Annotated in this window: 23 protein-coding genes and 1 pseudogene; 19 read left to right on the top strand and 5 right to left on the bottom strand. The window is 61.9% G+C overall.

What is annotated here, in order from left to right:
- Nucleotides 1–75: 75 nt before the first annotated feature.
- The 12 genes and pseudogenes from LOY51_RS20225 (at nt 76) to LOY51_RS20170 (ending at nt 14,074) form a co-directional block, all read left to right on the top strand.
- On the top strand, nt 76–1,041 hold the full coding sequence (locus LOY51_RS20225; protein ID WP_258642792.1) for a threonine dehydratase: 966 nt from the start codon (nt 76–78) through the stop codon (nt 1,039–1,041).
- A 299-nt stretch (nt 1,042–1,340) separates the two neighbouring features.
- The gene (locus LOY51_RS20220; protein ID WP_125465099.1) at nt 1,341–1,673 is read left to right on the top strand and encodes a type II toxin-antitoxin system HicB family antitoxin; all 333 of its coding nucleotides are present in this window, start codon (nt 1,341–1,343) and stop codon (nt 1,671–1,673) included.
- 79 nt (nt 1,674–1,752) lie between these two features.
- A complete protein-coding gene (locus LOY51_RS20215; RefSeq protein ID WP_258642790.1) occupies nt 1,753–2,394 on the top strand; it encodes a LysE family translocator in 642 nt (213 codons plus the stop codon).
- A gap of 321 nt (nt 2,395–2,715) precedes the next feature.
- A complete protein-coding gene (locus tag LOY51_RS20210; RefSeq protein WP_125859613.1) occupies nt 2,716–4,758 on the top strand; it encodes a type VI secretion system Vgr family protein in 2,043 nt (680 codons plus the stop codon).
- A complete protein-coding gene (locus LOY51_RS20205) occupies nt 4,748–5,488 on the top strand; it encodes a DUF4123 domain-containing protein (RefSeq protein ID WP_258642788.1) in 741 nt (246 codons plus the stop codon). The genes LOY51_RS20210 and LOY51_RS20205 overlap by 11 nt, the downstream gene beginning before the upstream one ends.
- Nucleotides 5,485–10,323 (top strand): RHS repeat-associated core domain-containing protein, encoded by a 4,839-nt coding sequence (locus LOY51_RS20200; protein ID WP_258642786.1) that lies wholly within the window; start codon nt 5,485–5,487, stop codon nt 10,321–10,323. The genes LOY51_RS20205 and LOY51_RS20200 overlap by 4 nt, the downstream gene beginning before the upstream one ends.
- Before the next feature lie 28 nt (nt 10,324–10,351).
- Entirely contained in the window at nt 10,352–11,044 is a 693-nt protein-coding gene (locus tag LOY51_RS20195; RefSeq protein ID WP_258642785.1) for a hypothetical protein, read from the top strand.
- Nucleotides 11,045–12,061: 1,017 nt separating this feature from the next.
- Complete coding sequence (locus LOY51_RS20190; protein ID WP_258642784.1) at nt 12,062–12,427, top strand: hypothetical protein; 366 nt, start codon at nt 12,062–12,064, stop codon at nt 12,425–12,427.
- Nucleotides 12,428–12,494: 67 nt separating this feature from the next.
- Nucleotides 12,495–12,734: pseudogene (locus LOY51_RS20185) on the top strand (RHS repeat-associated core domain-containing protein); the annotation flags it as partial.
- Entirely contained in the window at nt 12,703–13,098 is a 396-nt protein-coding gene (locus LOY51_RS20180) for a polymorphic toxin type 47 domain-containing protein (RefSeq protein ID WP_309475598.1), read from the top strand. The pseudogene LOY51_RS20185 and the gene LOY51_RS20180, both read left to right, overlap by 32 nt.
- Before the next feature lie 8 nt (nt 13,099–13,106).
- Nucleotides 13,107–13,499, top strand: coding sequence for a hypothetical protein (locus LOY51_RS20175; protein WP_258642783.1), 393 nt, complete (start codon nt 13,107–13,109; stop codon nt 13,497–13,499).
- Nucleotides 13,500–13,684: 185 nt separating this feature from the next.
- Nucleotides 13,685–14,074, top strand: coding sequence for a hypothetical protein (locus LOY51_RS20170; protein ID WP_258642781.1), 390 nt, complete (start codon nt 13,685–13,687; stop codon nt 14,072–14,074).
- 99 nt (nt 14,075–14,173) lie between these two features.
- On the opposite strand, the gene LOY51_RS20165 is transcribed toward LOY51_RS20170, so the two are convergent.
- Complete coding sequence (locus LOY51_RS20165; RefSeq protein ID WP_258642779.1) at nt 14,174–14,983, bottom strand: helix-turn-helix transcriptional regulator; 810 nt, start codon at nt 14,981–14,983, stop codon at nt 14,174–14,176.
- Between the two features lie 88 nt (nt 14,984–15,071).
- Here LOY51_RS20165 and LOY51_RS20160 point away from each other — a divergent pair, with 88 nt between their 5' ends.
- From LOY51_RS20160 to LOY51_RS20140, 5 genes are all read left to right on the top strand, one after another.
- Nucleotides 15,072–15,548, top strand: a complete 477-nt coding sequence (locus tag LOY51_RS20160) for a GyrI-like domain-containing protein (RefSeq protein WP_258642777.1) — start codon at nt 15,072–15,074, stop codon at nt 15,546–15,548.
- 105 nt (nt 15,549–15,653) lie between these two features.
- Nucleotides 15,654–16,079 carry a YybH family protein gene (locus tag LOY51_RS20155; protein ID WP_258642776.1) on the top strand — a complete coding sequence of 142 codons (426 nt, stop codon included), beginning with the start codon at nt 15,654–15,656 and terminating at the stop codon, nt 16,077–16,079.
- Between the two features lie 42 nt (nt 16,080–16,121).
- Nucleotides 16,122–16,466: a YciI family protein gene (locus LOY51_RS20150; RefSeq protein ID WP_258642775.1), complete on the top strand. Its 345-nt coding sequence runs from the start codon at nt 16,122–16,124 to the stop codon at nt 16,464–16,466.
- 15 nt (nt 16,467–16,481) lie between these two features.
- Nucleotides 16,482–16,967, top strand: a complete 486-nt coding sequence (locus tag LOY51_RS20145; protein ID WP_125465093.1) for an SRPBCC family protein — start codon at nt 16,482–16,484, stop codon at nt 16,965–16,967.
- Complete coding sequence (locus tag LOY51_RS20140) at nt 16,967–18,238, top strand: RNA polymerase sigma factor (protein WP_258642774.1); 1,272 nt, start codon at nt 16,967–16,969, stop codon at nt 18,236–18,238. The genes LOY51_RS20145 and LOY51_RS20140 overlap by 1 nt, the downstream gene beginning before the upstream one ends.
- Before the next feature lie 68 nt (nt 18,239–18,306).
- Here the strand turns inward: LOY51_RS20140 and LOY51_RS20135 are convergent, their stop codons facing one another.
- Complete coding sequence (locus LOY51_RS20135; protein WP_125465091.1) at nt 18,307–18,777, bottom strand: MaoC family dehydratase; 471 nt, start codon at nt 18,775–18,777, stop codon at nt 18,307–18,309.
- Nucleotides 18,778–18,811: 34 nt separating this feature from the next.
- Complete coding sequence (locus tag LOY51_RS20130) at nt 18,812–19,756, bottom strand: alpha/beta hydrolase (protein WP_125465090.1); 945 nt, start codon at nt 19,754–19,756, stop codon at nt 18,812–18,814.
- A gap of 202 nt (nt 19,757–19,958) precedes the next feature.
- On the opposite strand from LOY51_RS20130, the gene fadD2 reads away from it, so the two are divergent.
- Together fadD2 and fadD1 are read left to right on the top strand one after the other, a co-directional pair.
- Nucleotides 19,959–21,647: a long-chain-fatty-acid--CoA ligase FadD2 gene (fadD2, locus tag LOY51_RS20125; protein WP_258642773.1), complete on the top strand. Its 1,689-nt coding sequence runs from the start codon at nt 19,959–19,961 to the stop codon at nt 21,645–21,647.
- Between the two features lie 341 nt (nt 21,648–21,988).
- Nucleotides 21,989–23,686, top strand: coding sequence for a long-chain-fatty-acid--CoA ligase FadD1 (gene fadD1 / locus LOY51_RS20120; protein WP_125859601.1), 1,698 nt, complete (start codon nt 21,989–21,991; stop codon nt 23,684–23,686).
- A 113-nt stretch (nt 23,687–23,799) separates the two neighbouring features.
- Here fadD1 and LOY51_RS20115 read toward each other — a convergent pair whose 3' ends face one another.
- Together LOY51_RS20115 and LOY51_RS20110 are read right to left on the bottom strand one after the other, a co-directional pair.
- Nucleotides 23,800–25,107, bottom strand: a complete 1,308-nt coding sequence (locus LOY51_RS20115) for an NAD(P)/FAD-dependent oxidoreductase (protein WP_258642772.1) — start codon at nt 25,105–25,107, stop codon at nt 23,800–23,802.
- Between the two features lie 26 nt (nt 25,108–25,133).
- The gene (locus LOY51_RS20110) at nt 25,134–26,498 is read right to left on the bottom strand and encodes a glutamine synthetase family protein (RefSeq protein WP_258642771.1); all 1,365 of its coding nucleotides are present in this window, start codon (nt 26,496–26,498) and stop codon (nt 25,134–25,136) included.
- Nucleotides 26,499–26,503: the final 5 nt, after the last annotated feature.

Raw genomic sequence — 26,503 nt, 5'->3', positions numbered from 1 at the left:
CAATATAACTTTGGACCCATACAATGCCCGGCGCTTAGGATCGGTTCAACCTCGTACCGATGAAGGATGATCGTCATGTTCGACCTGCCCGCGCTGCGTGAAGCGGCCACCTACGTCCATCAGCACGTCCCGCCGACCCCGCAGCACGCCTGGCCGCTGCTGGCCGAGCGGCTTGGCTGCCAGTTGTGGGTCAAGCATGAGAACCACGCGCCCACCGGCGCTTTCAAGGTGCGCGGCGGGCTGGTCTATGTGCGCTCGCTGCTGGCGCAGGCTGTGTTGCCGCGTGGTCTGGTCACCGCCACCCGTGGCAACCATGGCCAGAGCATGGCCTTGGCGGCACGCCAGGCTGGCCTGCCCCTGGTGATCGTGGTGCCTGAAGGCAACTCGCGGGAGAAGAACGCCGCCATGCGCGCCCTCGGCGCCGAACTGGTGGAGCACGGCGTCGATTTCGACGTGGCGCGTGAAGAGGCGGCCCGCCTGGCCGAAGTGCGTGGCTATGCCATGGTGCCGTCGTTCCATCCGGAACTGGTGAAGGGCGTTGCCACTTACGCCCTGGAGCTGTTCGAGGCGGTCGCCGACCTCGATTGTGTGTATGTGCCGATCGGCATGGGGTCGGGCATTTGCGGGCTGATCCAGGCGCGTAACCTGCTGGGGCTGCGCACCGAGATCGTCGGTGTGGTCTCCGGCGCGGCGGATGCCTACGCGCAAAGCTTCGAACAGGGCCGCATCGTCACTACCGCCAGCGCCAACACTTTTGCCGACGGCATGGCCTGCCGGGTCCCCCATCCGCAGGCCTTTGCGCTGGTGCGCGAGCATGCGGCACGTATCGTGCGGGTGAGCGATGACGAGATCGCCAGCGCCATGCGCCTGTATCACGAAACCACCCACAACACCGCCGAAGGGGCAGGGGCTGCGGCGCTGGCTGCGCTGATGCAGGAGCGTGGGCGCCAGGCCGGCAAACGGGTGGCGGTGGTGTTGAGCGGGGCGAATGTGGACCGTGAACGCTATGCGCGGGTATTGGCGGGTGATGAAAAATCCTGAATGAATGTTGTGGACGGAGGTGCTATCTTAATTTGATAGCATTTTCCGATGAACTCACGATATCGCAAGATCCTGGACAGTATTTTCCGAACGCCGACCACGGCATCACTGCCTTTCGCTGAAATCGAGGCATTGGTGCTGTACCTCGGCGGCCAGGTACTTGAACGGCAGGGCTCCCGAGTGAAGATCCTGCTGGGTGAGCAGTGCTGGCGATGCCACCGCCCACATCCTGGCAGGGAGGCCAGGCGGTATTAGATTGAAGAAGCCCGCGAGTTTCTGTTGCGGGCAGGAGTCCGACCATGAGCTGCATGCGCTACAAGGGCTATGCCGCCCGCATCGATTACGACGCACGTGACGATATCTTCGTCGGCCGTGTACTTGGCTTGCGCGATATCATCAGCTTCCACGCAAGCTCCGTTCCCGAGCTGCATGAAGCGTTTCGCGAGGCGCTGGACGATTACCTGGCCGATTGCGCCGAGCAGGGCATCACCCCTGAAAAACCAGCCTCTGGCAAAGTCATGCTGCGCATCCGCCCGGAAGTCCATGCGGCCGCCAGTATTGCCGCCCATGCTGCCGGCAAGAGCCTCAACCAATGGGCTGATGAGGTCTTCGAGCAGGCGGCGATGGCCTGAACAGGCGCAATTTTTTCCAATACCGGCGCCCCTCGCCCAGTGTTCAATTGGCCAACTTTCTCACTGCACCGAGTGCGCCATGCCTTTTTCCAACGGTTTCCTCCTCAGCCTGTCCCTGTGCCTGGACATCGGCGTGGCCAACATCGCCATGATCACCCTGGCCATGCAACGCGGTTTTCTCAAGGGCTTCTGGCTGGGCTTGGGTACCTGCGTCGGCGACCTGGTCTATGCCATCGCCGCCCTGGCCGGGATGACCGTGTTGCTGCAGTTCGAAAGCGTGCGCTGGACCCTGTGGCTGGGCGGTTCGGCGTTGCTGGTGTGGTTCGCCGTGAAGATGCTGCTGGCGGCCTGGCGTGGCGGGCACATGGAGGCCAGCCGCGAGGTGGTGATCGAGTCGGGCTGGCGCGAGTTCCTGCGCGGGATCTTCCTGGCCATGTCCTCGCCTACCGCGATCCTTTGGTTCGCCGCCGTTGGCGGTGTACTGATCTCCCGGTCCGGTGGCGGCAGCGCGTTGGATGCGGGCTTGTTCCTCAGTGGCTTCTTCGCTGCCGGGCTGTTCTGGTGCGTATCACTGTGCACCATCGCCAGCCACGGCGGGCGCCTGCTTGGCGACCGGCTGCTGACCTGGTCGTACCTGCTGTCGGCGGCGATCTTCTGTTACTTCGCGGTGTACGTGATCTTGTCCGGGTATCGCGAGTTCATTCTGGCTGTTCCCGTCTGAAACGGCCTGGTTGTGCCGGGCGCTGTTTATAAGTTTGTTTAAATATTTACTTAATTATTCGGATCCTTCCTATTCGCGTATAGGAAGCATCTGAATTGATAAATGCAGGGAAGTTAAAATTCTGCGTTATTTTTATAAGTAACGATTTGAAGTAATTTCGTAATTCTTCTTTTAAATCATTGATTTGTGTGCGGGTGCGCAGAAACTTGCGCATTTTCATTGCCTTATGATTCGGGTGCTTATTTATCGCTCTAGAGCGACCCCTTACTTGCACGGAATGCAAGCGGGGAGCTTTGGACGTACCTGTCATAAGGAATGCGAATGTCCGGCCCTGGCGATCAACCCCCTTTCAGTTTGCAGGTTCATGGTGTTCAAACGGACTTGCAGGTTTTGCGTTTCAAAGGGGCAGAGGCACTGAGTTGCCCCTATTCATTCCACCTCGAACTGGTCAGCGAAGACCCGTCGCTCGACCTCGAAAGCCTGCTGCACAAACTGGCCACGCTGCGGGTCGGCAACGATGAGCAGTGCTTCCACGGCCAGGTCGCCAGCGTCGCTCAGGCTGACAGCGGGCGGCGGTTGACCCATTACCGGCTGGAGCTGGTGCCGCGCCTGGCCAGCCTGGCGCACTGCCGCAACCTGCGGATCTTCCAGCAGCAGAACGTGCCGCAGATCATCGCCGGGGTGCTCAAGGCTCACGGTATTCTCGCCGACGCCTACGTGTTCCGCCTCGGCCCCACCCCATACCCAAAACGCGAGTACTGCACCCAGTACGACGAGACCGACCTCGCCTTCGTGCAGCGCCTGTGCGAGGAGGAGGGGCTGCACTACCACTTCGAGCATAGTGCCGACGCCCACCTGCTGGTGTTTGGCGACGAGCAGAGCGCCTTCCCGCGCCTGGCGCGGCCCACCCCCTTCGCGCCGGACAGCGGCCAGGTCGCGCAGCAGCCGGTGGTCAGCCAGTTCGGCGCGCGGGTGGCGGCGCGTACCGGGCGGGTCAGCCGGCGCGACTACGACCCGCTCAAGCCCAAGCTGCTGCTCGAAGCCCAGCATCAACCCGAACTGCCTGTGCCCCAGCCGGACCTGGAGGACTACGGCTACCCGGGGGATTTCACCGACCGCGAGCGTGGCCGCCAACTGAGCCAGCGGGCCCTGGAAGGCCACCGCGCCGACTACCTGCAAGCCGAAGGCAACAGTGACCAACCGGCCTTGCGCTGCGGTCATTTCTTCACCCTCGAAGCACATCCGCGCGCCGCCTGGAACGCGCTTTGGCTGTTGGGGGAGGTGACACACGAGGGCCACCAGCCCCAGGTGCTGGAGGAGGCCGCCGCCAGCACCGCCGGCGAGGCCTGGCAAGGCTACCGCAACACTTTCAAGGCTTTGCCCTGGGGCACCCCCTACCGGCCGCCCGCCCCCAGCCCCCGGCCTCGGGTACACGGCGCCCAGACCGCCCGGGTGACCGGCCCGCAAGGGGAGGAGATCCACTGCGACCGCCTTGGCCGGATCAAGGTGCAGTTCCACTGGGATCGCGATGGCCGGCTGGATGAAAAGTCCAGCTGCTGGCTGCGCGTCGCCAGCCAGTGGGCCGGTAACCAGTACGGCGGGCTGGTCATCCCGCGGGTGGGCATGGAAGTGCTGGTGAGCTTCCTCGACGGCAACCCCGACCGGCCGCTGGTCACCGGCTGCCTGTACCACGCCGAGCACCAGCCGCCCTATGAGCTGCCCGCCAACAAGACCCGCAGCGTGTTCAAGACCTGCAGCTCGCCCGCCGCCGAAGGCCACAACGAGCTGCGTATCGAGGACCGCGCCGGCCAGGAGCAGATCTACATCCACGCCCAGCGTGACTGGGAGCAGCGTATCGGCCACGACCAGCGCAGCCACGTTGGCCATGAGCGCCACGACACTGTGCTGGCCGATGTACACAGCGAGTACCACGCCCAGCAACACCGCACCGTGCACGGCGATCGCAAGACCGAGCTGCGCGGCGACGACCACCTGACCGTCGCCAACAGCCGGCATATCACCCTGGGCCAGGCCTTGCTGGTGGAGGCCGGGCAGGAAATCCACCTGTCGGCCGGCAAGCGCCTGGTGCTGGATGCCGGCAGCGAGGTGGTGCTACGGGCGGGCGGTGGTTTCGTGCGGATCGCGGCTGGCGGGGTAACCGTGGGTGGCTCGCTGTATGTCGACTCCAGTGGCCAGGTCGCCGCCGGCACCCCGGCCGCGCCAGTGCTGCCGGGTATCACGGCTGAGGCCGAACGCTCGGTTTCGGGCCTGCCGCTGACCCAGGCGCAGCTCGACACCTTCCGGCGCAATGCCGCGTTCTGCGAGGAATGCGAGCGGTGCAAGGAGGGTGCCTGTGAGCTTTGAATCCCTTGCCCCCCAAGACTGGCTGGCAGCCAGCCCGCTGGCTGATGGTGAGCGGCTTTACCTGGTGTTCGGCAGCCTTGCAAAGGCCGATACGCTGGCCGCCTACCGGCAGCGCGATGGCTCCCACGTGCCCCAGCCGCTGTGGAAAGGTACCCCCTATGCCGGCTGGCTGGAGGCCATGCCTTACCTGGTGGAGGCCGCGCCGCAAGGGGACTTCCTCACCTGGTGCGGCAACCAGCGCTGCCTTGACTGGGGCTGGCTGGCGGTGTCCTCGCATTCACCGACCCTGGTGTTCGACTACCTGCGCAGCCTGACCCAGGTGAAGCTGCCCGACGGCACCGCGGTGTTCCCGCGTCTGTGGGACGGCCATCAGTTGCTGGCCCTGCTCGATCACCACGCGCCAGGCGAGGCGCCGCTGCTGCCGGTATTCAGCCGCGTCTGGTGCAACGGCCAGGCCCGTCCGCTGCGCCAGGCGCAGCGCCTGAACATCGAACCCTTCCTTTGGTGGCAGGTGAGTGCCGCGCTACTCGAGCGCCTGCACCGCCACGACCCCGGCCCGGTGCTGGACAACCTCATGCAATGGCTGCGCGAGGCCCATGCCGACCTTTACTTCGCCCTCCCCGAGGCCAATCTGCGCTGCAAGGTCGCGCGCCTGGCCCTGGGTGCTCCGCTCGACCCGCCAGCCCTGGAACGGTTGCTGGCGCACGTGAACAAGGACATCACGCCATGAGCCTGATCATCTACGCCAAGTTCCTCCTCGACAATCTCGACGCCCACAAGCCCGATGGCCCGGCACGCATCGCCGCCTTCCGCCAGCACAGCCTCGCCACCTTCGAAGCGCTGCAGGACAGCTTCTTGCTGGGCTGGGCGCTGGACCTGGAGCAAGAGCTGCGCTTCACCGACAGTGTTGGCAACGAGGTGATGCGCCAGGCCAAGGGCCTTGGCGAACGGCGCATCACCGGCTACGCCAACTGCCCGGCCAATGGCGTGCTGAATATCGTGCACCGCTTCGAAAGCCTGGCCTTCGTGCCCATCGGCGGCACCCCCTACCAACTGGTCGAGCAGGTGGCGGCGGGCCAGACCCCGCAACGCTTCGAAGGGGTGCTCGATGCCAACGGCCAGGCAACCATCAGCGGTTGCCACGCCAACCGCCGCTATCGCCTGTACTTCCACCCCAAGGTCAGCCCGGCCGAGGTCCAGGCCCTGTACGCCTCGTACGACAGCCTGCTCGACCAGCTCAAGGGCTGGCTGGACGGCGAGTGGGCCGAACGTATCGCCCCACATTGGGACCGCATGCCGCCGGTGGGGTCGATGCAGCGCGTGAACGACATCCACAAGGCAATGGCCAAGGGTGTCGGCAGCGTGCTGATGAACCTGTTCGACGACCTCAAGGCCCTGGTCAAGCTGCTGTTCAACCTCGACGGCGCGCGCGACCAACTGTTGCAGTTCATCAGCGAGGCCGACTTCGACAAGCTCAAGGCCCAGGCCGGCAGCCTGCTGCACACCGCCTTCCTGATGCTCGACGACGAGCTGCTGATGTTCTACTACGCCACCGCGATCCTGCAGTGGCTGGCCCTGAGCCCGCCCGAGTGGCAAGCCCAGGCTTACGCCATGCTCAATGCCGGGCTGTTGCTGGATGTGCTGTTGGGGATCGTGCTGTCCGGCGGCCTGGGGCTGGCGTTCCGCCTCACCGCCAAGGGCCTCAAGTACGCCAGCAATACCGCCCGGGGGGCCGACGGCTTGCTGGACGGCCTGCAACGGCTGATCGACCTCAGCCGCCAGCATGCCCTGGCGACCCATACCAAACGCGCCCAGCCGCTCTTGACCGGCGGCAGTGTCGAGGTCAACAGCGCGGCCAAGGTACCGCTGGCAATCAAGAGCGCCGCGCAGGACCTCGACCTGGTCGTGGACGATGCCGTGTCGGTGGTGCGCGGCAAGCGCCACAGCACGCTGCGGGTGGAGCAGGAGCTCGACCTGCCCGATGCCCCCAGCCAGCCGCGCACCCCCAGCGACAAACCCGCCCAGCGCGCCGACGAGACCGCCACCCACCGCTGCCCGGTGTCGATGGTCACCGGCGAGGAACTGCTTACCCTCAAGGATGCCGAGCTGTTCGGCGTGCTGCCGGTAGAGTGGGTGCGCCTGTACCGCACCAGTGCGGCTGAAATCGACCACGGCCTGGGCCCCGGCTGGAGCCACAGCCTGTGCCACCGTTTGCAGGCCGACGGCCAGGGCGTGCTGTGGTGCGACCACGAAAACCGCCGCACCCACTTCCCGATGCCGGACAGCCAGCGCCCGGTGATCGGCAACAGCCTGTGCAGCGCGGCCATCTACCTGGGCCAGGCCGACGGCGAGCTGGTGATCGCCGAGGCCGGCGCGCGCCCACGCTACCTGCACTTCATCGATGGCCGGCTGATGGCCCTGAGCGACGCCTACGGTAACCGCGTAAGCCTGGCGTACGATCACAGCGGCCGCTTGCAGCACATCGACAACGGCGCCGGCAACCGCCTGCTGCTGAGCTACCAGCAAGGCCGCCTGGTGACGGTGGAGCAGCAGTTCTGGCAGTCGATGTACGACAGCAAGGGGCGCGAGCAGGCGCCCTGGGTGCGGGTGGCGATCCTGGCCACCTACCATTACAACGACGCCGGGCAATTGACCGAGGCCGGCAATGGCCTGGACGAGCGCGAGCGCTACCGCTATGACGCCGCCAACGTCATCCTCGAGCGCCAGCTGGCGGGGGGCGCGGCGTTTTACTGGGAGTGGGAAGGCGAGGGCCGGCACGCCCGCTGCGTGCGCCACTGGTCCAGCGTGCCGGGCCTGGAGGCTCGCTACCAGTGGGACGGCCAGGGCGGCGTGACGGTGCACAACGCCGATGGCAGCCAGCAGTTCTATCAGCACGACGACAAGGCCCGGCTGGTGCGCCAGGTAGACGCCGACGGCGCCGAGCACCACAAGACCTATGACGCCAAGGGCCGGCTGATCGGCGAGCGCAACCCGCTGGGTGCCGAAACCTTCTACAGCTACGACGACGCCGGCTACTTGCTGTCGGTGCGCCCCGAGGACAGCGAGGCTACCCACTACCACTATCGCGACGGCCATGTGTGCGAGGTGCGCCGTGGCCAGGCGCGCTGGTTGTACCAGCGCAACGCCCAGGGCGATGTGCTCAGCCAGACCGACCCCTGCGGGCAGGTCACCGGCTACCGCTACGACGAACAGGGCCGCCTGGTCGCCATCCGCCAGGCCGACGGCGGCCTGCACGAGCTGGGCTGGAACGCCTCTGGGCAACTGGTCAGCGAAGCCCTGCCCGGCGGCGGTTCGCGGCGCTACCGCTACGACGCCCTCGGCCGCCTGGTGATGCGCCTGCGCGAGAATGCCTCGGCCACCCAGTACACCTGGGACCTGGCCGGGCGCCTGAGCGAAGTGTCGCTGCCTGGCGGCGGTGTGCGCCGCTATCAGTACAACGCCTATGGCCGGGTGACCGCGCAAAGCGACGAGCAGGGCCGGGTGACCCGCTTCGAGTACGAGGGCGGCCTGCACCTGCCGTCGCGGCGCATCAACCCCGATGGCAGCTGCCTGCACTACCGCTACGACAACGGCCAGCTGCAACTGTCGCAAGTCATCAACGAGCGTGACGAATGCTACCGCCTGGCCTACCACGCCAACGGCCTGCTCGCCGAAGAAACCGGTTTCGACGGGCGCGTCACCCGCTACGGCTACGACCTCAATGGCCAGCTACTGGAAAAGACCGAGCTGGGCGACGACGGCGAGCCCTGGTTGACCCGCTACACCCGCGACAAGCAAGGCCGGCTACTGGTCAAGACCCTGCCCGACGGCCAGCAGGTCAGCCACCAGTACGACGCCCTGGGCCGCCTGGTGCGGGTGGACGACGGCCACTGGCCGCTGGCCTACGAGTACGACCTGTGCGACCGCCTGGTTACCGAGCACCAGGGCTGGGCGACCCTGCACTACGGCTACGACGTGATGGGCCAGGTCAGCCATTGCCGCTTGCCCGACGGCAGCCGCCTCGACTACCGCTACCAGCCCGGTGGCCACCTGCAAACCATCGACCTCGACGGCCAGCGCCTCACCGCCCACCGCCATGGCCTCGGCCAGGAACTGGCCCGTGAGCAGGGCGAGCTGCTCAGCCAGTTCCAGCATGACGGCCAGGGCCGCCTGGTAAGCCAACGGGTCGATCGCAAGGAAGGCCCGGTGTTCATGCGCCGCTACCACTACGACGACAGCGGCAACCTGGCACGCCTGGAGGACACCCGCCGCGGCACCCGCAGCTACCACTACGACCCGCTCGACCGCTTGACCAGCGTGCGCGGCGAACTGGCCGAGTATTTCGTCCATGACCCCGCCGGCAACCTCCTGGCCCAGAGCGGCCTGCGCGGCGACCCCCGCGACGTGCAGGTGCAGGCCAACCGCCTGCTGATGCACGGCGACTGCCACTACAGCTACGACCGCTTCGGCAACCAGGCCAGCGAACGCCGCGGCCACGGCCAGCAGCTGGTCACCGATTACCAGTACGACAGCCAGCACCGCCTCGCCAGCGTCCAGCTGCCCGACGGCCGCCAGGCCCGCTACCGCTACGATGCCTTCGGACGGCGCGTGTCCAAGGACGTCGACGGCACCGAAACCGCCTTCATCTGGCAAGGCGAGCGCCTGCTGGCCGAGCACTGCCAAAGCCGCTGGCGCAGCTACGTGTACGAACCCGGCAGCTTTCGCCCAATGGTGATGCTGCTACGCGACGGCGACACCCCCGCCGAGGCCCTGCACTACCACCTCGACCACCTCGGCACTCCCCAGGAGCTGACCGCCGCCAACGGCCGCATCCGCTGGTCGGCGCGCTACCGCGCCTACGGCCACGTGCTGCGGCTGGACGTGGACCAGGTCGACAACCCCCTGCGGTTCCAGGGGCAGTACTACGATGAAGAAACCGGGCTGCATTACAACCGGCACCGTTATTACAACCCACAGACAGGGCGGTACCTGACGCCGGATCCGATTGGACTGGCGGGTGGGGTTAATGGGTATTTGTATGGTGTGAACCCGACGGGGTGGGTGGATCCGTTGGGGTTGGAGGCGTGTTGTCCGGAGGTATTCACCTATCGGGGAATGCCAGTTAACAAGGGGATAAAGCAACATATGGAGAGGTATGATGGTTTTTCCAAAAAACATGGAGTTAAAGGGGCACATAGTCGAAGTGAATTTGTGAGGGTAGTGGATGAAATGCAGTTGCATATTATTTCGGAAGCTCCAGGCGATGTGGATGGGGTTACTCAGGTTTTTTATGGGCTGGATTTACTGGAGCGGGACGGGACTGTGATTGGTGTAAAGAAATTTGATAGGCCGAAAACTGTCTATGATGATGTTAAGCATCCAACGGATAGGGTGTATTTTGGAGGTCTGAGGGCGGCGCTTCTTAAATATGAAGAGGCTGTTGAAGGCGGTCAGGCTGTTTATAGTTCAAGTTATAATGGGATTAGTTATAGGGTTTATCTTGATAGGGATACCAAGGCAGTTACAAACTTCCATCCTTCCGTAGGTAAGTCAAATGCTAAGTGAAGTTGATAAAGAGATAATGAGCATCTGTATGCTTGATTTCAAAATCTCTGCAGATGTTGAAGGTGTGAGCTTCATTGGGGTGCTGATTGATCGGCTGCTTGATTTTGAAGGGGTGGGTACGGAAATGTCGGATATTTCATTGGGTTGTGATAGTGATCCTCTGAGTATTCCAAATTACTTGGATCCTGATGGGTTTGATATGTCGTTTGAATATAATGATGAGCATGTAGTTTGCCCTATGGGGGTTGGCGCGAGGTTTATAGAGGAGTGGTGTTATAGAAATGTGGTCGTTGAAAGGGAGTCAACACTAAAAGCATGTAGTAAGTTGGTTAGCCTGTATGGCGGGATGAGTAGCCTCACTCGGAGTGAGATTTCAGGTGAGTGTCTGCTTGCTGTTTTTCTTTCTTTGGATACGTGTGGAAATAGTAAGATTTTACAGTTGTTGGATTGTTTGGTTAAAGGTGGGGGTATGGGAGTGGGCATCGCTGGGGTGTATGTGAAGGAGGGGGAGGTGTTTGGCTGTGATAGGAGTATGGTCTTTGAATTTATGGGTGAGCGTATCACTTGTTCTATTTTGGTAGGTGCTAGTTATATTAAAAATTGGTGTAAGAATAATATCCATTCCGTAGGTGATGCTTCAGATAAAGTAGCGATAATAGCTGCTTGTGATAAGTTGGTGGAGCTCTGTGATGGTTTTTGTCGCGCTAGGCGCGTTCTGTAGATGGATAGGTCTTGCAGGGTTTTATAATTTGTTCGGATGCGATTTTATTAGATGGACTGGGAGTTTGGTTGAGAGGAATTTATGGAGTGCGTTGGCGCGCCGCCGGATGTGTGAGTGCGAGTTACAAAGTTGTTAAGCCTCTCAGCTGAGGACATGGGAGAGGATTAGGGGATTATTTTGGCTGACGTTTCCTTGATTGCATCGGCGATTAAAGTTATTGACGCGAATAAGGAGCCTTGGATGGTGCAGGCCGCAATTGGCTGCATCCTAGTGGAGAGCTTATTTGATTTAAAGAGGTGTGAGGGAGTCGTTCATTGCCTTTATTCAAGTTCTTATTCCGCTCTTCATGGTGATCTGGAGGTTTTGAGTGCTGTGAGAAATTTTTGGATTGGCGGTGGTGTGCGTAGTTTGTATATCAGGGATTTGTAAAGCGGCGTGTAAGGGGTGGGGCTTGAAGTTTATAAAGGTATTTCTGGTGTGGTTTTAGATTCGCCCATGAGGTAAGGCTAATGAAACTTGGAGGCGATAAATCTGTTATATGGGATTGTTTGGTGGGTTTTAGAGAGTGTTCTAGTAGCTGTGCGGATAGCTACATAGGTGTAATGTTGCGAAAGCTATTGGTCTATGAGGGTATTGCCGTAGAAGAATCTGGTGTGTACTTGGAGTGTGATGAGGATTTTCAAATGATTCCATCGTACTTGGTTGGTCGAGAAGGTTGTATGGCTTTTGAATTTATGGGTAAGAGCTTCGTATGTACTATGCCGGAGGGGCGGAAATTATACGTGATTGGTGTGAGAGGAAAGTTTATCGTGATAGGGAGGTTGTTCTGGAGGCGTGTAATAAATTGGTGTCAGTTTATGGTGGAAGTGGCTTGGGGAAACGTAAGTGAGAGTGGTTGTTGTGCTATGTAAGGCAGCTAGATAAGGCTTAGTGCTATCGAGTGAGAGGGTGTGTGTGCGGAAATAGAATGTTATTAAGGGGTTTTTAATGAGTTGATGACCTAGTCAGGGTGGCTTTATGGCTGCATTTAGTTTTGCTGAAATTGTTAGTGCGTGCTTGATGGATTTTCGGGATTCAGGGGCAAAATATGTAGAGAGCTATCTTGATGTTTTGCTTGATTGCTTGCTGCAGTTTGAGGGTGTCGGTATTGAGATGTCTGGCGTGTTCGTTCAGAAAGATGAGGATTTGGATAATATGCCAGCATATCTAGTTGATTTTGAAAATGGAATGGCGTTCGAGTTTATTGGAGAGTCTGCTGTGTATAAGATGTCTGAGGGTGCAAGAATGATTTTTGATTGGTGCGAGGTGAATGTGAGTAAGGATAATGCGGAGGTGATGAATAAGTGTGATCGTTTGGTTTGTCTGTACGGTGACTATGGCTAATTGGCAGATTTTTGTGTTTGGATAACTCGGTGTGAATGGTCGTGTGTGAACGTGAAAATTGGCAGTATACGGCCACGTGCTGCGGCTGGACGTGGACCACGTCGACAACCCCCTGCGCTTCCAGGGGCAGTACTACGATGAAGAAACCGGGCAGTATTACAATCGGCACCGCTATTACAGCCCGCAGACTGGGCAGTACCTGACGCCGGATCCGATTGGACTGGCGGGTGGGGTTAATGGGTATTTGTATGGTGTGAACCCGACGGGGTGGGTGGATCCGTTGGGGTTGGCGGGGTGCTGTCCGGAAGTTTGACCCAGAAAAGGATCTGGATTATCGAACCCTGCCAGGATCGCCCTATGATCAAGATAGAAAGGCATTGGATGAGGCATTTAGACGAACAGGGGTTCCCAGGTCGGAATTTGAGGTGACGAGATGGGGTAAGGATCAATATGGGAAGTCACATCCGACAGAGTGGTCGGTTAGGGGAGGGCTAAACAAAGGAGCTGAGGTTAATATTGATGATCCAGGGCTTGCAGCAAGTCAGCTTGGCCCGAAAGTCCCGCACATTGGTTACCAGACTGCTGGGAAGCGCAGGCGTACCGGGTCATTAAGTGGGCATATTCTCGTTCAACGAGTACATGTTGCAAGAGGCAGAGCGTCAGAGGGGTAGGAGGTTGTATGGAGTATTTGAAGTTGGAAATTGAAGAGGAGATAGCTCTGCATTCGCTAAATGTGGAGCGGATAGAAGGTGAGCATTTGAAAGGGCTTATGGATTATTTGAGTCATAATTTTTATGGTGGTGGTGCTTGTTTTGAGTTCGCTTACAGGCAGAGGCCGATGGTTCGCTATGATAAAAATTTCTGGAGCAAGATATCAAGGCAGTCGGATAGCTTTGTTTATCTGTTTGTTCGAGATAGTGATTGGCATGCTTGGAGGTTCGAAAGCAAAGAGGATCTACAGCTGCTTGTAGCGGAAACAACGAGGTATGTTTTTTGGTTGCTAGATTCTGCCAAGAAGGTTTTAGTGTTTTTTGGAGATAGCGATGAAGTGGTCTGGTCGCATGTAGAGTAAGCTTGCGTGGTGTTTGAGTGTTGTGGTGGGTGTGTACTATTTGATGGGTGCGTTTAGTTTGTTGCTGTCGCGAGAAAACATTACGCTATTGAAGCGGAGTAGTGTTAGTTCGGTTGGCCTCTGTTGTCGTGAGGTTTCGGAAGTCATGGGTGGCTTGCGAGATGCGGAAGGGACGTAAGCGAGATATGAGGTATTTGCAGAAAGAGATTGAAGAGGAATTGTTGAATAATTCCATTGAGGTTGTTCGCGTGCTTGGTGCGGAGCTCGATGAGTTTCTGAGCTACGTAGAAATTTTTTATGAATCGGGTGGTGGGTTGGATCCTCGTTATATTAGCGAGGCTAGTAGTTGTTATGATGCTGATTTTTGGAGGAAGGTAGTTTGCCAGGAAGAGAGTTTTGTCTATTTGATGGTGGTGGATGATGAGTGGCATGTTTGGCAATTTCAGTCGCCAAAGGATTTGCAGTTGTTGCTGCATGAGACCACTGGGTTTATATACTGGTTGATTGACTCGACAAAGAAAGTGTTGGTGTTCTGTGGTGATAGTGATGAGGTGGTTTGGTCACGAGCAGAGTGATGGGGTGCCACGATTTTTTATTGACTGCAAAAGGCTGGTGCTGCGTTGCCAGCTCACTCGGACCTAAATGCCTCAAGAATTGTACGTAGTCCTCTCCGGTTACCGCGAATTCATCCTGGCCGCGCCACCCTTGTAGTGGGTCGCGTAGTGCTGCGGGGTTACCCCGTGCACGCGGCGGAAGGCACCGATGAAATGGCTCTGGTCATAAAAGCCCAGGTCGAGCGCCACGTCCTGCGGGTGCTGGCCTGCGCGTAGGCGGCGGCGCGCTTCGATCAGGCGCAGTTGCATGTGGTACTGCAGCGGCCCAAGGCCGGTGGCTTTCTTGAAACAGCGCGCGTAGTGGTATTTGCTGAGCCCGGCCAGCTGCGCCAGTTGCTCAAGTTCCAGGCGGCTGTCGAGGCTCGCGTTCATCGCGGCCAGGCTGCGACTGACCGCGACCGACTGCTCGCCGGGCGTGGCCGTGGGTTGTTCGAGCAATTGCGCCACCAGCAACAGCAATGCCTGCTCGCGCTCGCCAGCGTCGGCCCGGGCCAGGTCGAGCAGGGCTGCAAACAGGCCGGGGTGCTCGAGGATGCCCTGCTCGAACGCCGGGGGCTGGTCGGACGAGCGCAGATTGTTGTCACCGATCACCTGGCGCAGGGTATCGGTGGCCAGGTGCAGGCTGATGTATTCAACGCCGTCGGGGCCGAAGGTCGAAGCCTGCACGGCCAATGGGTTGTACAAGGTTACGCGGCGGGCGGGTACGGCCAGCTCGCGACCGTCCAGCCAAATCTGTTCAGCGCCTCGCAAATTGGCGCCCAGCACGTATTCGTCGTGGGTATGGCGAGCAAAACTGGCACTGCCCTGCGCGTGCACCCACGACAACTCCAGCTGTGCGCAGGCGAGCAGGGGTTGGCTGGTCAACGGCATGGGGGCGCTTTCCTGTGGCGGATCTGGGCTACGCTATCGAACCAGCATGGCCCGGTGCAATGGCCTCCACGTCAATTCAGCGAGAGCAATGATGAAGAACCCGATCCCCGTTCGCTACGAAGATGGCCGGGCGCTGACCCTGGCCGGCTTCGCCGAGCGCTTCGACATGGCCGATCTCAGTGGGCTGCCGCGCCTGTGGCAGCGCTTCGGGCCGCATATCGGGCATGTGCCCGGCGCCCATGGCCATGACAGTTATGGTGTGTGCTACAACCCTGACGAGCAGGGCGGCTTCGACTATCTGGCCGGCGTCGAGGTCGCTGCGACTGCCGGCTTGCCCGCCGGCTTCACTCACCTGACGCTCTCGCCGCAGCATTACGCAGTGTTCGAACACCACGGCAGCCTGCAGGGCATCAAGGCGACCTTCGACGGCATTTTCCAGCAGTGGCTGCCTGCCTCCGGCGAGCGCTCGGCCAACGCCGCGGTGTTCGAGCGTTACCCGGCCGGGTTCGACCCTGCCGACCCGCAGTCCGTCATGGAAATCTGGATTCCGCTCGAGCGCCGCTGAGGCGATGGGAAATTCTCCCAGGCGCTGTCGATTTGCCCGATCCCCGTTCGACCAAAGGTGAACGCAACATCAACACCGTCGCCCCAACGTCCGGAGGAAACATCGATGAACAGCGCAGCCGAACATGAAATCCGCCAACTGATCGAGCACTGGATCCAGGCCGTGCGCGACCGCGATGTCGACAAGATCGTCGCGCCCTACGCCGACGACATCCTCGCCTTCGATGCGATCCAGGCCCTGCAGTTCAAGGGCAAGGCCGCCTACCGCGCGCACTGGGAAATGTGCATGGGGTTTTGCACCGGCCCCATGGTATTCGAAGTGGCGCAACTGACCGTGCATGCCGACGGCGACCTGGGCCTGGCCCACTGGCTCAACCGCTGCGGGCCCTCTGACGATGAAAGCCAGTGCGGCTTCATGCGGGTCACGGTGGCGTACCGGCGCCAGGCGGGCCAATGGCAGGTCATCCATGAGCACTGGTCGGCACCTTTCGACATAGAAACGCAAAAAGCCCTGTTCGACCTCAAGCCCTGAAGCCTGTCGACCGCCCATCGCCACCTCACGCTGGAGACGATCATGAAATACCTGTGCCTGGTCTACTGTGATGAAGGGCTGTTGCACAGCCTGCCCGACAGCCCCGAAGACGCCGAATGCATGGCCTACGCCCAGTCCATCCAGGGCTCCGGGCGCATGCTCGCCGCCGAGGCGCTGAAGCCGGTGCAGACGGCCACCACGGTGCGTGTTCGCGGTGGGCACATGAGCCTCACCGACGGCCCGTTCGCCGAAACCAAGGAGCAGCTGGCGGGCTTCTACCTGGTCGAAGCCCGTGACCTCAACGAGGCGCTGAACATCGCCAAGGGCATCCCGGCAGCACGGGTTGGCAGTGTTGAAGTACGGCCCATACGCGAACTGCAACCCTGAAGGAGAACAGCAAGCATGACACTGGCGCAACCGCTACAGGCCCCGCACGAGCTGTCCATCAGCCGCCTGATCGATGCCCCGCCGGCCAAGGTGTTCCGGGCCTGGACCGAACCCCAATGGCTGATGCAGTGGTGGGGGCCGCACGGCATGACCACCCCGGAATGCGAGATGCAACTGTGGGCGGGTGGGCTGTTCCGCACCTTGATGCGTGCGCCTGACGGCAGCGAATACCCGCATCAGGGCGTGTTCCTGGAAATCCACCCACCGCACCGGCTGGTGTTCACCGACGCCTTCCGCCCTGGGTGGGTGCCGTCGGAGAAGGCCTTCATGACCGCCGTGGTCACCTTCGATGAAGAGCATGGCAAGACCCGCTATACCGCGCGTGCCTGGCACTGGAATGCCGCCGACTGCCTTGCCCATGAAGAAATGGGCTTTCATCAGGGCTGGGGAGAAAGCCTGGACCGCCTGGTGGAGGTAGTGACCCAGCGGATGCCGGACTGATGCAAGCGCCGGCGCAGGTACGCGAGGAGGTCGAGGCGGTCTATCGCCGCGACTCGCGGCGCATCCTGGCTACCCTGATCCGCTTGCTGGGGGATTTCGACCTGGCCGAGGAGGCCATGCACGATGCCTTCTTCATTGCCGTCGAGCGTTGGCAGCGCGACGGCATCCCCGACAATCCGCGGGCCTGGCTGGTCTCGACCGGGCGTTTCAAGGCTATCGACGCCTTGCGCCGACGTGCCCGTTTCGACCGTTCCCAGGCCGAGCTGATCATGCTGCTCGAAGGCGAGGCGCACGACCCCGGCGATGAGGAGCTGCTGGCTGACGATCGTCTGCGTCTGATCTTCACCTGCTGCCACCCGTCGCTGGCCTTCGATGCCCAAGTGGCGCTGACCCTGCGCGAGGTGTGCGACCTCACCACCGAGCAGATCGCCCGTGCCTTCCTGCAGAGCCCGACGACCATCGCCCAGCGTATTGTGCGCGCCAAGGCGAAGATCCGTGATGCCAGGATCCCCTACCAGGTGCCCGCCCTGAACGAGTTGCCCGAGCGTCTGGAAAGCGTGTTGCGGGTGATCTACCTGGTGTTCAACGAAGGCTATTCGGCTTCGACGGGCGAAGACGTGGTGACCCAGGCGTTGACCGATGAGGCTATTCGCCTGGGCCGGCTGGTTGGGCAGTTGCTGCCGGATGCCGAGGTGCTCGGCCTGCTGGCGCTGATGCTGCTGCAGGCCTCGCGGCAAAGAGCGCGCAGCGATGCCGAAGGCGAACTGGTGGTGCTCGATGAGCAGGACCGCAGCCTGTGGGATCGGGCGCAGATCGAGGAAGGTTGCCAGTTGGTGCAGCAGGCGCTGCGTAGCCGGGCGTTCGGGCCCTACAGCCTGCAGGCGGCGATTGCCGCCGTGCATGCCGAAGCGCCCAGTGCCGAAGCCACGGACTGGGGGGAGATTGTCGGTTTGTACGAGGTGCTGCAACGGCATTGGCCGTCACCGGTGGTCGAGCTCAACCGTGCGGCGGCGCTGGCCCGTCGGGACGGTGCGCAGGTGGGCTTGCAGGCGGTGGAGGCGATTCTGGCGCGTGGCGAGCTGGGTGATTATCACCTGGCCCATGCTGCGCGGGCCGAGCTGCATTGGCAGCTGGGTAATGAGGAGCAGGCGCGGGAGGCTTGGCAGCAGGCGCTTGCGCTGACCCGGCAGGGGCCGGAGCGGCGGCACATCGAGCGGCGCTTGAGCAGGTTGGGAGGACTCTTCGCGGGTAAACCCGCTCCCACAGGTTAAGCGTTGCTTTCAAAAGTGGCGCAGAACCTGTGGGAGCGGGTTTACCCGCGAAAAAGCCAGCACTGAAATCAGCTGGCAACGAAATTCGGCGGGCTCACCAGTTCGACGGTCTGCAGCTTGCGCGGCGCCAGGATCTCGGCCTCACCGGCGACCACCAGCTCGTCGTTCTGGTTGTACACGTTGGTGGCGATGCGCACCTTGAACTTGGGCAGCTTCTCGAGCACTTCCAGGCGCACGGTCAGGGTGTCGCCGATCTTCACCGGCTTCTGGAAGCTCATCTGCTGGCCCAGGTAGATGGTGCCGGGGCCGGGCAGGGTGCAGGCCACCGCGGCGCTGATCAGCGCACCGCTGAACATGCCGTGGGCGATGCGTTCGCGGAACATGCTCTTGGCGGCGAACTCGGCGTCAAGGTGCACCGGGTTGTGGTCACCGGACATCGCGGCGAACAGCTGGATGTCGCGTTCTTCCACGGACTTCTGGTACTCAGCTTTCTGGCCGACTTCGAGGGCTTCGTAAGGCGTGTTGCTGACCTGGGTCATCGGGGCTTCCTTGTGGGGCGGGCGAGGCTGCCTATCATTCACTGCGGACAGGGCGGCCAAGGGCCAGCGCCTGTTCCAGCCAGCCGATGATATCGGCGCAGACCTCGTCGCGATGGGTTTCGTTGAGCACTTCGTGCCGTGCGCCAGGATAGACGCGCAACTGCACGTGGCGGTTGCCGGTCGCGCGCAGGGCGTCGGCCAGAACCGTGAGACGCTTGCCGGCACTCACCGGATCACATTCACCGCCAATTACCAGCACTGGCAGGTTCGGATCGATCTGCGCGAGGTGCTTGGCCTGGCTGATCTGCGCCAGGCCCTGCAGCAAGTCGAGCCACAGTTGGTTGCTGCAGCGAAAGCCGCACAGCGGGTCGGCGATGTACTTGTCCACCTCGTCCGGGTCGCGGCTGAGCCAGTCGAAGGCGGTGCGGTTGGGCTTGAACGCCTTGTTGAACGCACCGAACGACAGCCAGTCGATCAACGCGCTCTTGCCCAGCGGCCCCTGGCGCCAGGCTTCGAGCCGAGCGATCAGGCGCGCGCTGCGGTAGAGCGCTGCAGGCTGGAAGTTCGAACCGCTGAGGATCGCCCCCTGCAGGCTGGCGCTGTGATGCAGCAGGTAGGCCTGGGCGATATAGCTGCCCATGCTGTGGCCGAACAGGAACAGCGGTGTGCCGGGAAACAGCTGGCCGATGTGCTGGGCCAGCAAGCCCAGGTCGTTGACCACGGCATTCCAGCCATTGTGGCTGGCGAACAGGCCGAGGTGACCCAGTTCGGCGGTACGCCCGTGGCCACGCAGGTCTGGCGCGAACAGGGCGTAACCGGCGTCATTCAGGGCATGCCCCAGGCGCTGGTAGCGCCCGGCATGCTCGGCCATGCCGTGGGCCAGCAACACCACGGCCTTGACCGGCGTGGCCGGCAGCCATTGGTGCACGTAGAGGCTGCAATGCTCGCTGGCGGGCAGCCAGAAGGCGTCATGGGGCATGGCGGGTCCTTGCGCACGGAGTTCGAGGAACAGTGTATGCGCAAAGGCCACAATTGCAGGAAGGGCATAAATAAGATTCACAATGTTAATGGCAGCACTTGGCGTATTTGCCACCTTGGGCCGAACTGCTAACGTCGGCAGAACGCCTTTTTGCCACCTGGCATCAAGGTCAGGGAAGGTCCCGGCAGAGGAACAACAATAAATGCAAGCCGATTTCTGGAACGACAAGCGCCCGGCGGGCGTGCCTTCCACACTGGATTTGACGGCCTATGCGTCCGTCGTCGATGTCTTCGAACGCTCCTGCAAGCGCTTCGCTGACCGCCCGGCATTCAGCAACCTGGGCGTGACGCTCAGCTATGCCGAGCTCGAACGCCACTCCGCGGCCTTCGCCGCTTGGCTGCAGCAGCATACCGACCTGGTACCGGGCGACCGCATCGCGGTGCAGATGCCCAACGTGCTGCAGTACCCCATCGCCGTGTTCGGCGCCCTGCGTGCCGGGCTGGTGGTGGTCAACACCAACCCGCTGTACACCGCACGCGAGATGCGCCACCAGTTCAAGGACTCCGGGGCCCGCGCGCTGGTCTACCTGAACATGTTCGGCAGCCGCGTGCAGGAGGTATTGCCCGACACCGGCATCGAGTATCTGATCGAGGCGAAGATGGGCGATCTGCTGCCTACTGCCAAGGGCTGGTTGATCAATACCGTGGTCGACAAACTGAAGAAGATGGTGCCCGCCTACCAGTTGCCCCAGGCCGTGTCGTTCAAGCAGGTGTTGCGCCTGGGGCGTGGGCTGACCCACAAACCGGTGCCGCAAGTGCACGAAGATATCGCCGTGCTGCAGTACACCGGCGGCACTACCGGCCTGGCCAAGGGCGCGATGCTCAGCCACGGCAACCTGGTGGCCAACATGCTGCAGGTATTGGCTTGCTTCGCCCAGCACGGCCCCGACGGCCAGCCGCTGATCAAGGAAGGCCAGGAGGTGATGATCGCGCCGCTGCCGCTGTATCACATCTATGCGTTCACCGCGAACTGCATGTGCATGATGGTCACCGGCAACCACAACGTGCTGATCACCAACCCCCGCGACATCTCGGGCTTCATCAAGGAGCTGGGCAAGTGGCGGTTCTCGGCGCTGCTGGGGCTGAACACACTGTTCGTCGCCTTGATGGACCACCCCGGCTTCAAATCCCTGGATTTTTCCGCACTCAAGGTCACCAACTCCGGCGGTACGGCGCTGGTCAAGGCCACCGCCGAGCGCTGGGAGGCCTTGACCGGCTGTCGCATCGTCGAAGGCTACGGCCTGACCGAGACGTCCCCGGTGGCCAGTACCAACCCTTATGGCCAACTGGCGCGGTTGGGGACGGTGGGTATCCCGGTGGTCGGTACGGCATTCAAGGTGATCGACGACGAGGGTAACGAGCAGCCGCTGGGTGAGCGCGGCGAGCTGTGCATCAAAGGGCCGCAGGTGATGAAGGGCTACTGGCAGCAACCGCAAGCCACGGCCCAGGCGCTGGATGCCGAAGGCTGGTTCAAGACCGGCGACATTGCGATCATCGACCCGGACGGCTTCACCCGCATCGTCGACCGCAAGAAGGACATGATCATCGTCTCGGGTTTCAACGTGTACCCCAACGAAATCGAGGACGTGGTGATGAACCACCCGCAGGTGGCCAGCTGTGCGGCCATCGGTGTACCGGACGAACGATCCGGCGAGGCGGTCAAGCTGTTCGTGGTGCCGCGCGCGGGGGGGCTGAGCGTTGACGAGCTCAAGGCTTACTGCAAGGCCAACTTCACCGGCTACAAGGTGCCCAAGCACATCGTGCTGCGTGATTCGTTGCCGATGACACCGGTGGGCAAGATCTTGCGTCGGGAGCTGCGCGATATCGCCTGAGGCTTTGCAGGTCCTGTGGGAGCGGGTTTACCCGCGAAAGCGTAGGCGGGGCCACTGCCAAGTTCGCGGGTGAACCCGCTCCCACAGCAGTAATGGCTCTATTTCGGCATTTTCAGCCGATATTGCGACACTTTGGATAAATACTCTAAAAATGACCTGTACATTTCTTTGAGTCATTTTTGTGACCGAGAGGCCCGTTTCGGCCTCTAGGCGACCCCTGGTAAAGCTGTTACTCTCGGCGCGCTTTCCCAGGATCCGGTTTGCAATGAGCCGGCTTCGCATATCAATAATAAGCGCATCGACGCGTACCGAATTCGCTGTTGCTGAAGGAGCGGGCTTCCATGATCGAACATTTTTGGAAGGATAAGTACCCAGCCGGGGTCACGGCGGACATCAATCCTGACGAATTCCCCAATATCCAGGCGGTTCTCAAGCAATCCTGCCAACGCTTTGCCGACAAACCTGCCTTTAGCAACCTGGGCAAGACCATCACCTACGGCGAACTGTATGCGCTGTCCGGCGCTTTTGCCGCCTGGCTGCAGCAGCATACCGACCTGAAGCCTGGCGATCGCATTGCCGTCCAGTTGCCCAACGTCCTGCAATACCCTGTCGCCGTGTTCGGCGCCATGCGTGCCGGGCTGATCGTGGTCAACACCAACCCGCTGTACACCGCGCGGGAGCTGGAGCACCAGTTCAACGATTCCGGCGCCAAGGCGCTGGTGTGCCTGGCCAACATGGCGCACCTGGCCGAAAAGGTCGTGCCGAAGACCCAGGTCAAGCACGTCATTGTCACCGAAGTGGCCGACCTGTTGCCACCGCTCAAGCGCTTGCTGGTCAACAGCGTCATCAAGTACGTGAAGAAAATGGTGCCGGCCTACAACCTGCCCAATGCCGTGCGCTTCAACGATGCGCTGGCCCTGGGCAAGGGCGGCGCGGTCACCGAGGCCAACCCGCAGGCCAACGATGTGGCCGTGCTGCAGTACACCGGCGGCACCACCGGCGTGGCCAAGGGCGCGATGCTCACCCACCGCAACCTGGTCGCCAACATGCTGCAGTGCCGCGCGCTGATGGGCTCGAACCTGCACGAAGGCTGCGAGATCCTCATCACCCCGCTGCCGCTGTACCACATCTACGCCTTCACCTTCCATTGCATGGCCATGATGCTGATCGGTAACCACAACATACTCATCAGCAACCCGCGCGACCTGCCGGCCATGGTCAAGGAGCTGGGCAAGTGGAAGTTCAGCGGCTTCGTCGGCCTGAACACCTTGTTCGTCGCCCTGTGCAACAACGAAACCTTCCGCAACCTGGATTTCTCGGGGCTGAAGATCACCTTGTCCGGTGGCATGGCGCTGCAGCAGAGCGTGGCCGAGCGCTGGAGGACGGTGACCGGCTGCGCCATCTGTGAAGGTTACGGCATGACCGAGACCAGCCCGGTGGCGACGGTCAACCCGTCCGAGGCCAACCAGGTCGGCACCATCGGCATCCCGGTACCCTCGACCCTGTGCAAGGTCATCGACGACAACGGTCAGGAACTGCCGCTGGGCGAAGTAGGCGAACTGTGCATCAAGGGCCCGCAGGTTATGAAGGGCTACTGGCAGCGTGAGGAGGCCACCGCCGAGATCCTCGACAGCAATGGCTGGCTGAAGACCGGCGACATCGCCGTGATCCAGCCGGACGGCTACATGCGCATCGTCGACCGCAAGAAGGACATGATCCTGGTCTCGGGTTTCAACGTGTACCCCAACGAGCTCGAAGACGTGCTCGCCGCCTTGCCGGGTGTGTTGCAGTGCGCCGCCATCGGCGTGCCGGACGAAAAATCCGGCGAGGTGATCAAGGTGTTCATCGTGGTCAAGCCGGGCATGACCGTCACCAAGGAGCAGGTGTTGGAGCACATGCGCGCCAACGTCACCGGCTACAAGGTGCCGCGCTACATCGAGTTCCGCGATGCACTGCCGACCACCAACGTCGGCAAGATCCTGCGCCGCGAGCTGCGTGATGAAGAGCTGAAGAAGCAGGGCCTGAAGAAGATCGCCTGATAGCCTTCACCGGCTTATTCGCGGGTAAACCCGCTCCCACAGGAGTCGCGCCGTTTTCAGAAGCGGCGATGAACCTGTGGGAGCGGGTTTACCCGCGAATGGGCCAGTGAAAATCAGCGCAGCTTTTCAAGCATCTGGTAGTACCACATCCCCGCCGCCAGCAGCGGATTCCCCAGCAGGTCCCCCATCGGCACCTTGATGTGCTTGCACGCCGCAAAGGTGTCGAATTTCTCCAGCGTCCCGGTCAATGCCTCGGCCATGATCTCGCCCATGATGTGGCTGGTGGCGATGCCATGCCCGGAATAGCCCTGGCAGTACCACACGTTGTCCGACAGCTTGCCCAACTGTGGGATGCGGTTGACCACGATGCCCATGGCGCAGCTCCACTGGAACTCGATCGGCACGCCCTTGAGCGCCGGGAAGGTGCGTTCGATGCACGGGCGCAGTTCGGCCTCGATATCCCGCGAATCACGCCCGGAATAGTTGGCGCCACCGCCGAACAGCAGGCGCTTGTCGGCGGTCAGGCGGTAGTAGTCGAGGACGAAGCGGCAGTCGTACACCGCCAGGTCCTGAGGGTTGATCTGCGCGGCCAGCTCGCCCAGTGGCGCGGTGGTGACGATGCCGCCCATGGCCGGGAAAATCTTGCCCTTGAGCTGGCGCTTTTCCAGCTTGTGGTAGACATCGCCGGCCAGCATCACCTGCCGCGCTTCGATCCGGCCGTGGGCGGTGACCACTGCCGGGCGCGGGCCGTGGATGATGTCCAGGACCTCGGAGTTTTCGAAGATCAGTGCGCCCAGGCTGTGGGCCGCGCGGGCCTCGCCCAGGCACAGGTTGAGCGGGTGCAGGTGCAGGTTGCGGCGGTTCTTCAGCGCGCCGATGTACAGCGGGCTTTGCAGGTGCTCGGCCATGGCGGCGCGGTCGAGCAATTGCACCTGGTCGCCCATGCCGCGGCGCTGGGCCTCGGCCTCGAAGACGCGCAGTTCGTTCAGGTGCGAGGGTTTCATCGCCGCATGCAGGTGGCCGCGCTTGAGGTCGCAGGCGATGCCATAGCGTTCCACCCGCTGCTCGATGATCTGGTGCCCGCGCCAGCGCAGGTGCCAGATGAAGTCATCCACCTCGGCACCGAGCCGTTCACGCATTTGCGTGCGCATGGCCTCGTCGCCCGACAGGCTGCCGGTCACCTGCCCGCCGTTGCGTCCGCTGGCGCCCCAGCCGATGCGGTTGGTCTCGACGATGGCGACCTTCAGGCCGCGCTCGGCCAGCTCCACTGCGGTGGCCACGCCGGTGAAACCGCCGCCGATGATTGCCACGTCGACCTGCACCGTGCCCTTGAGGGTGGGGTATTCGCTGTGGTCGTTGAGGGTGGCGCTGTAGTAGGACGGCGCGCGCTGGGCCGGCCCCTTGTTCACTGCTGCGTTCATGAGTGTTCCTTGTTGTAATTCGTCTGTCAGGCCTGGTGCAGGTACCAGCGCCAGTCCTGCTCGCCCACTTCGGCCATGAACTGGCGGTATTCGGCGCGCTTGACCTTCAGGTACACACCCAGGAAGGCCTCGCCGAAGGCTTCCCGGGCCCACGCCGAACGCTCGAGGGCATCGAGGGTGGTTAGCCAGTCGGTGGGCAGGTGCTCGGTGGCCTGGGCATAACCGTTGCCTTGCACCGGTGCGCCCGGGTCGAGCTGCTCGCGAATGCCTTGGTGGCTGGCGGCCAGAATCGCCGCGGCGGCCAGGTAGGGATTGGCGTCGGCGCCACAGATGCGGTGCTCCACATGCCGGCTGTTGGCCGGCCCGCCCGGCACACGCAGGCTGACGGTGCGGTTGTCGACGCCCCAGGTCGGCGCCAGCGGCGCATAGCTGTTGGCCTGGAAGCGGCGGTACGAGTTGGCGTTGGGGCAGAACAGCAGCAGCGATTCGCGCAGGTGGCGCAGCATGCCGGCGACCGCCTGGCGCAGCAGCGGGGTGCCGGCCTTGTCCTCGCTGGCGAACAGGTTGTTGCCGTCGGCATCGGCCAGGCTCAGGTGCATGTGCATGCCGGTGCCGGCCAGCTGGGCGAACGGCTTGGCCATGAAGCAGGCCTGCATGCCGTGGGCGTGGGCGACGCCTTTGACCAGGCGTTTATAGCGCACGGCCTGATCCATCGCCTCCAGCGCATCGCCATGTTCCAGGGTGATTTCGACCTGGCCCGGGGCGTATTCGGAGATCGCCGTGCGTGCGGGGATGCCCTGGGCCTTGCAGGCGGCATAGAGGTCGGCGAGGAAGGGTTCGATCTGTTCCAGTTCGCGCAGGCCATAAACCTGTGTCGTGCGCGGTCGGCCGCCGTCGTTGTCCAGCGCCGGTTGCGGGCGGCCCTGGGCGTCAGGCTTCTGGTCGAGCAGGTAGAACTCCAGCTCGCAGGCCATCACCGGGTAGTAACCGTCGGCCTTGAGCGCATCGATGGTGCGCAGCAGTACGTGACGCGGGTCGGCGATGCTGGCTGGCAGGCCTTCGCTGGGGTGCATGCTGACCTGCACCGCCGCGGTCGGCACCCGGCGCCAGGGCAGGCGCACCAGGCTGCCTTCCAGCGGGTAGGCGCGGCAATCGATGTCGCCGACATCCCAGACCAGGCCGGAGTTTTCCACGTCGTCGCCGTTGAGGGTAAGGCCGAGGATGGTGCTTGGCAGCGGGCGGCCGGTTTCGAACACCGCCAGCAGTTCATCGCGGTGCAGCAGCTTGCCGCGTGGCACGCCGTTGGCGTCGAGGATGAACAGTTCGATCAGGTCGATATCGGGGTTGTCGGCCAGGAAGCGTCTGGCTTGCTCTGCGGGTGCAAAGTGCATGGTGG

The organism is Pseudomonas sichuanensis (assembly GCF_024749065.1).
GTDB lineage: Bacteria > Pseudomonadota > Gammaproteobacteria > Pseudomonadales > Pseudomonadaceae > Aquipseudomonas > Aquipseudomonas sichuanensis.
This window is presented reverse-complemented; position numbering and strand designations above follow the sequence as displayed.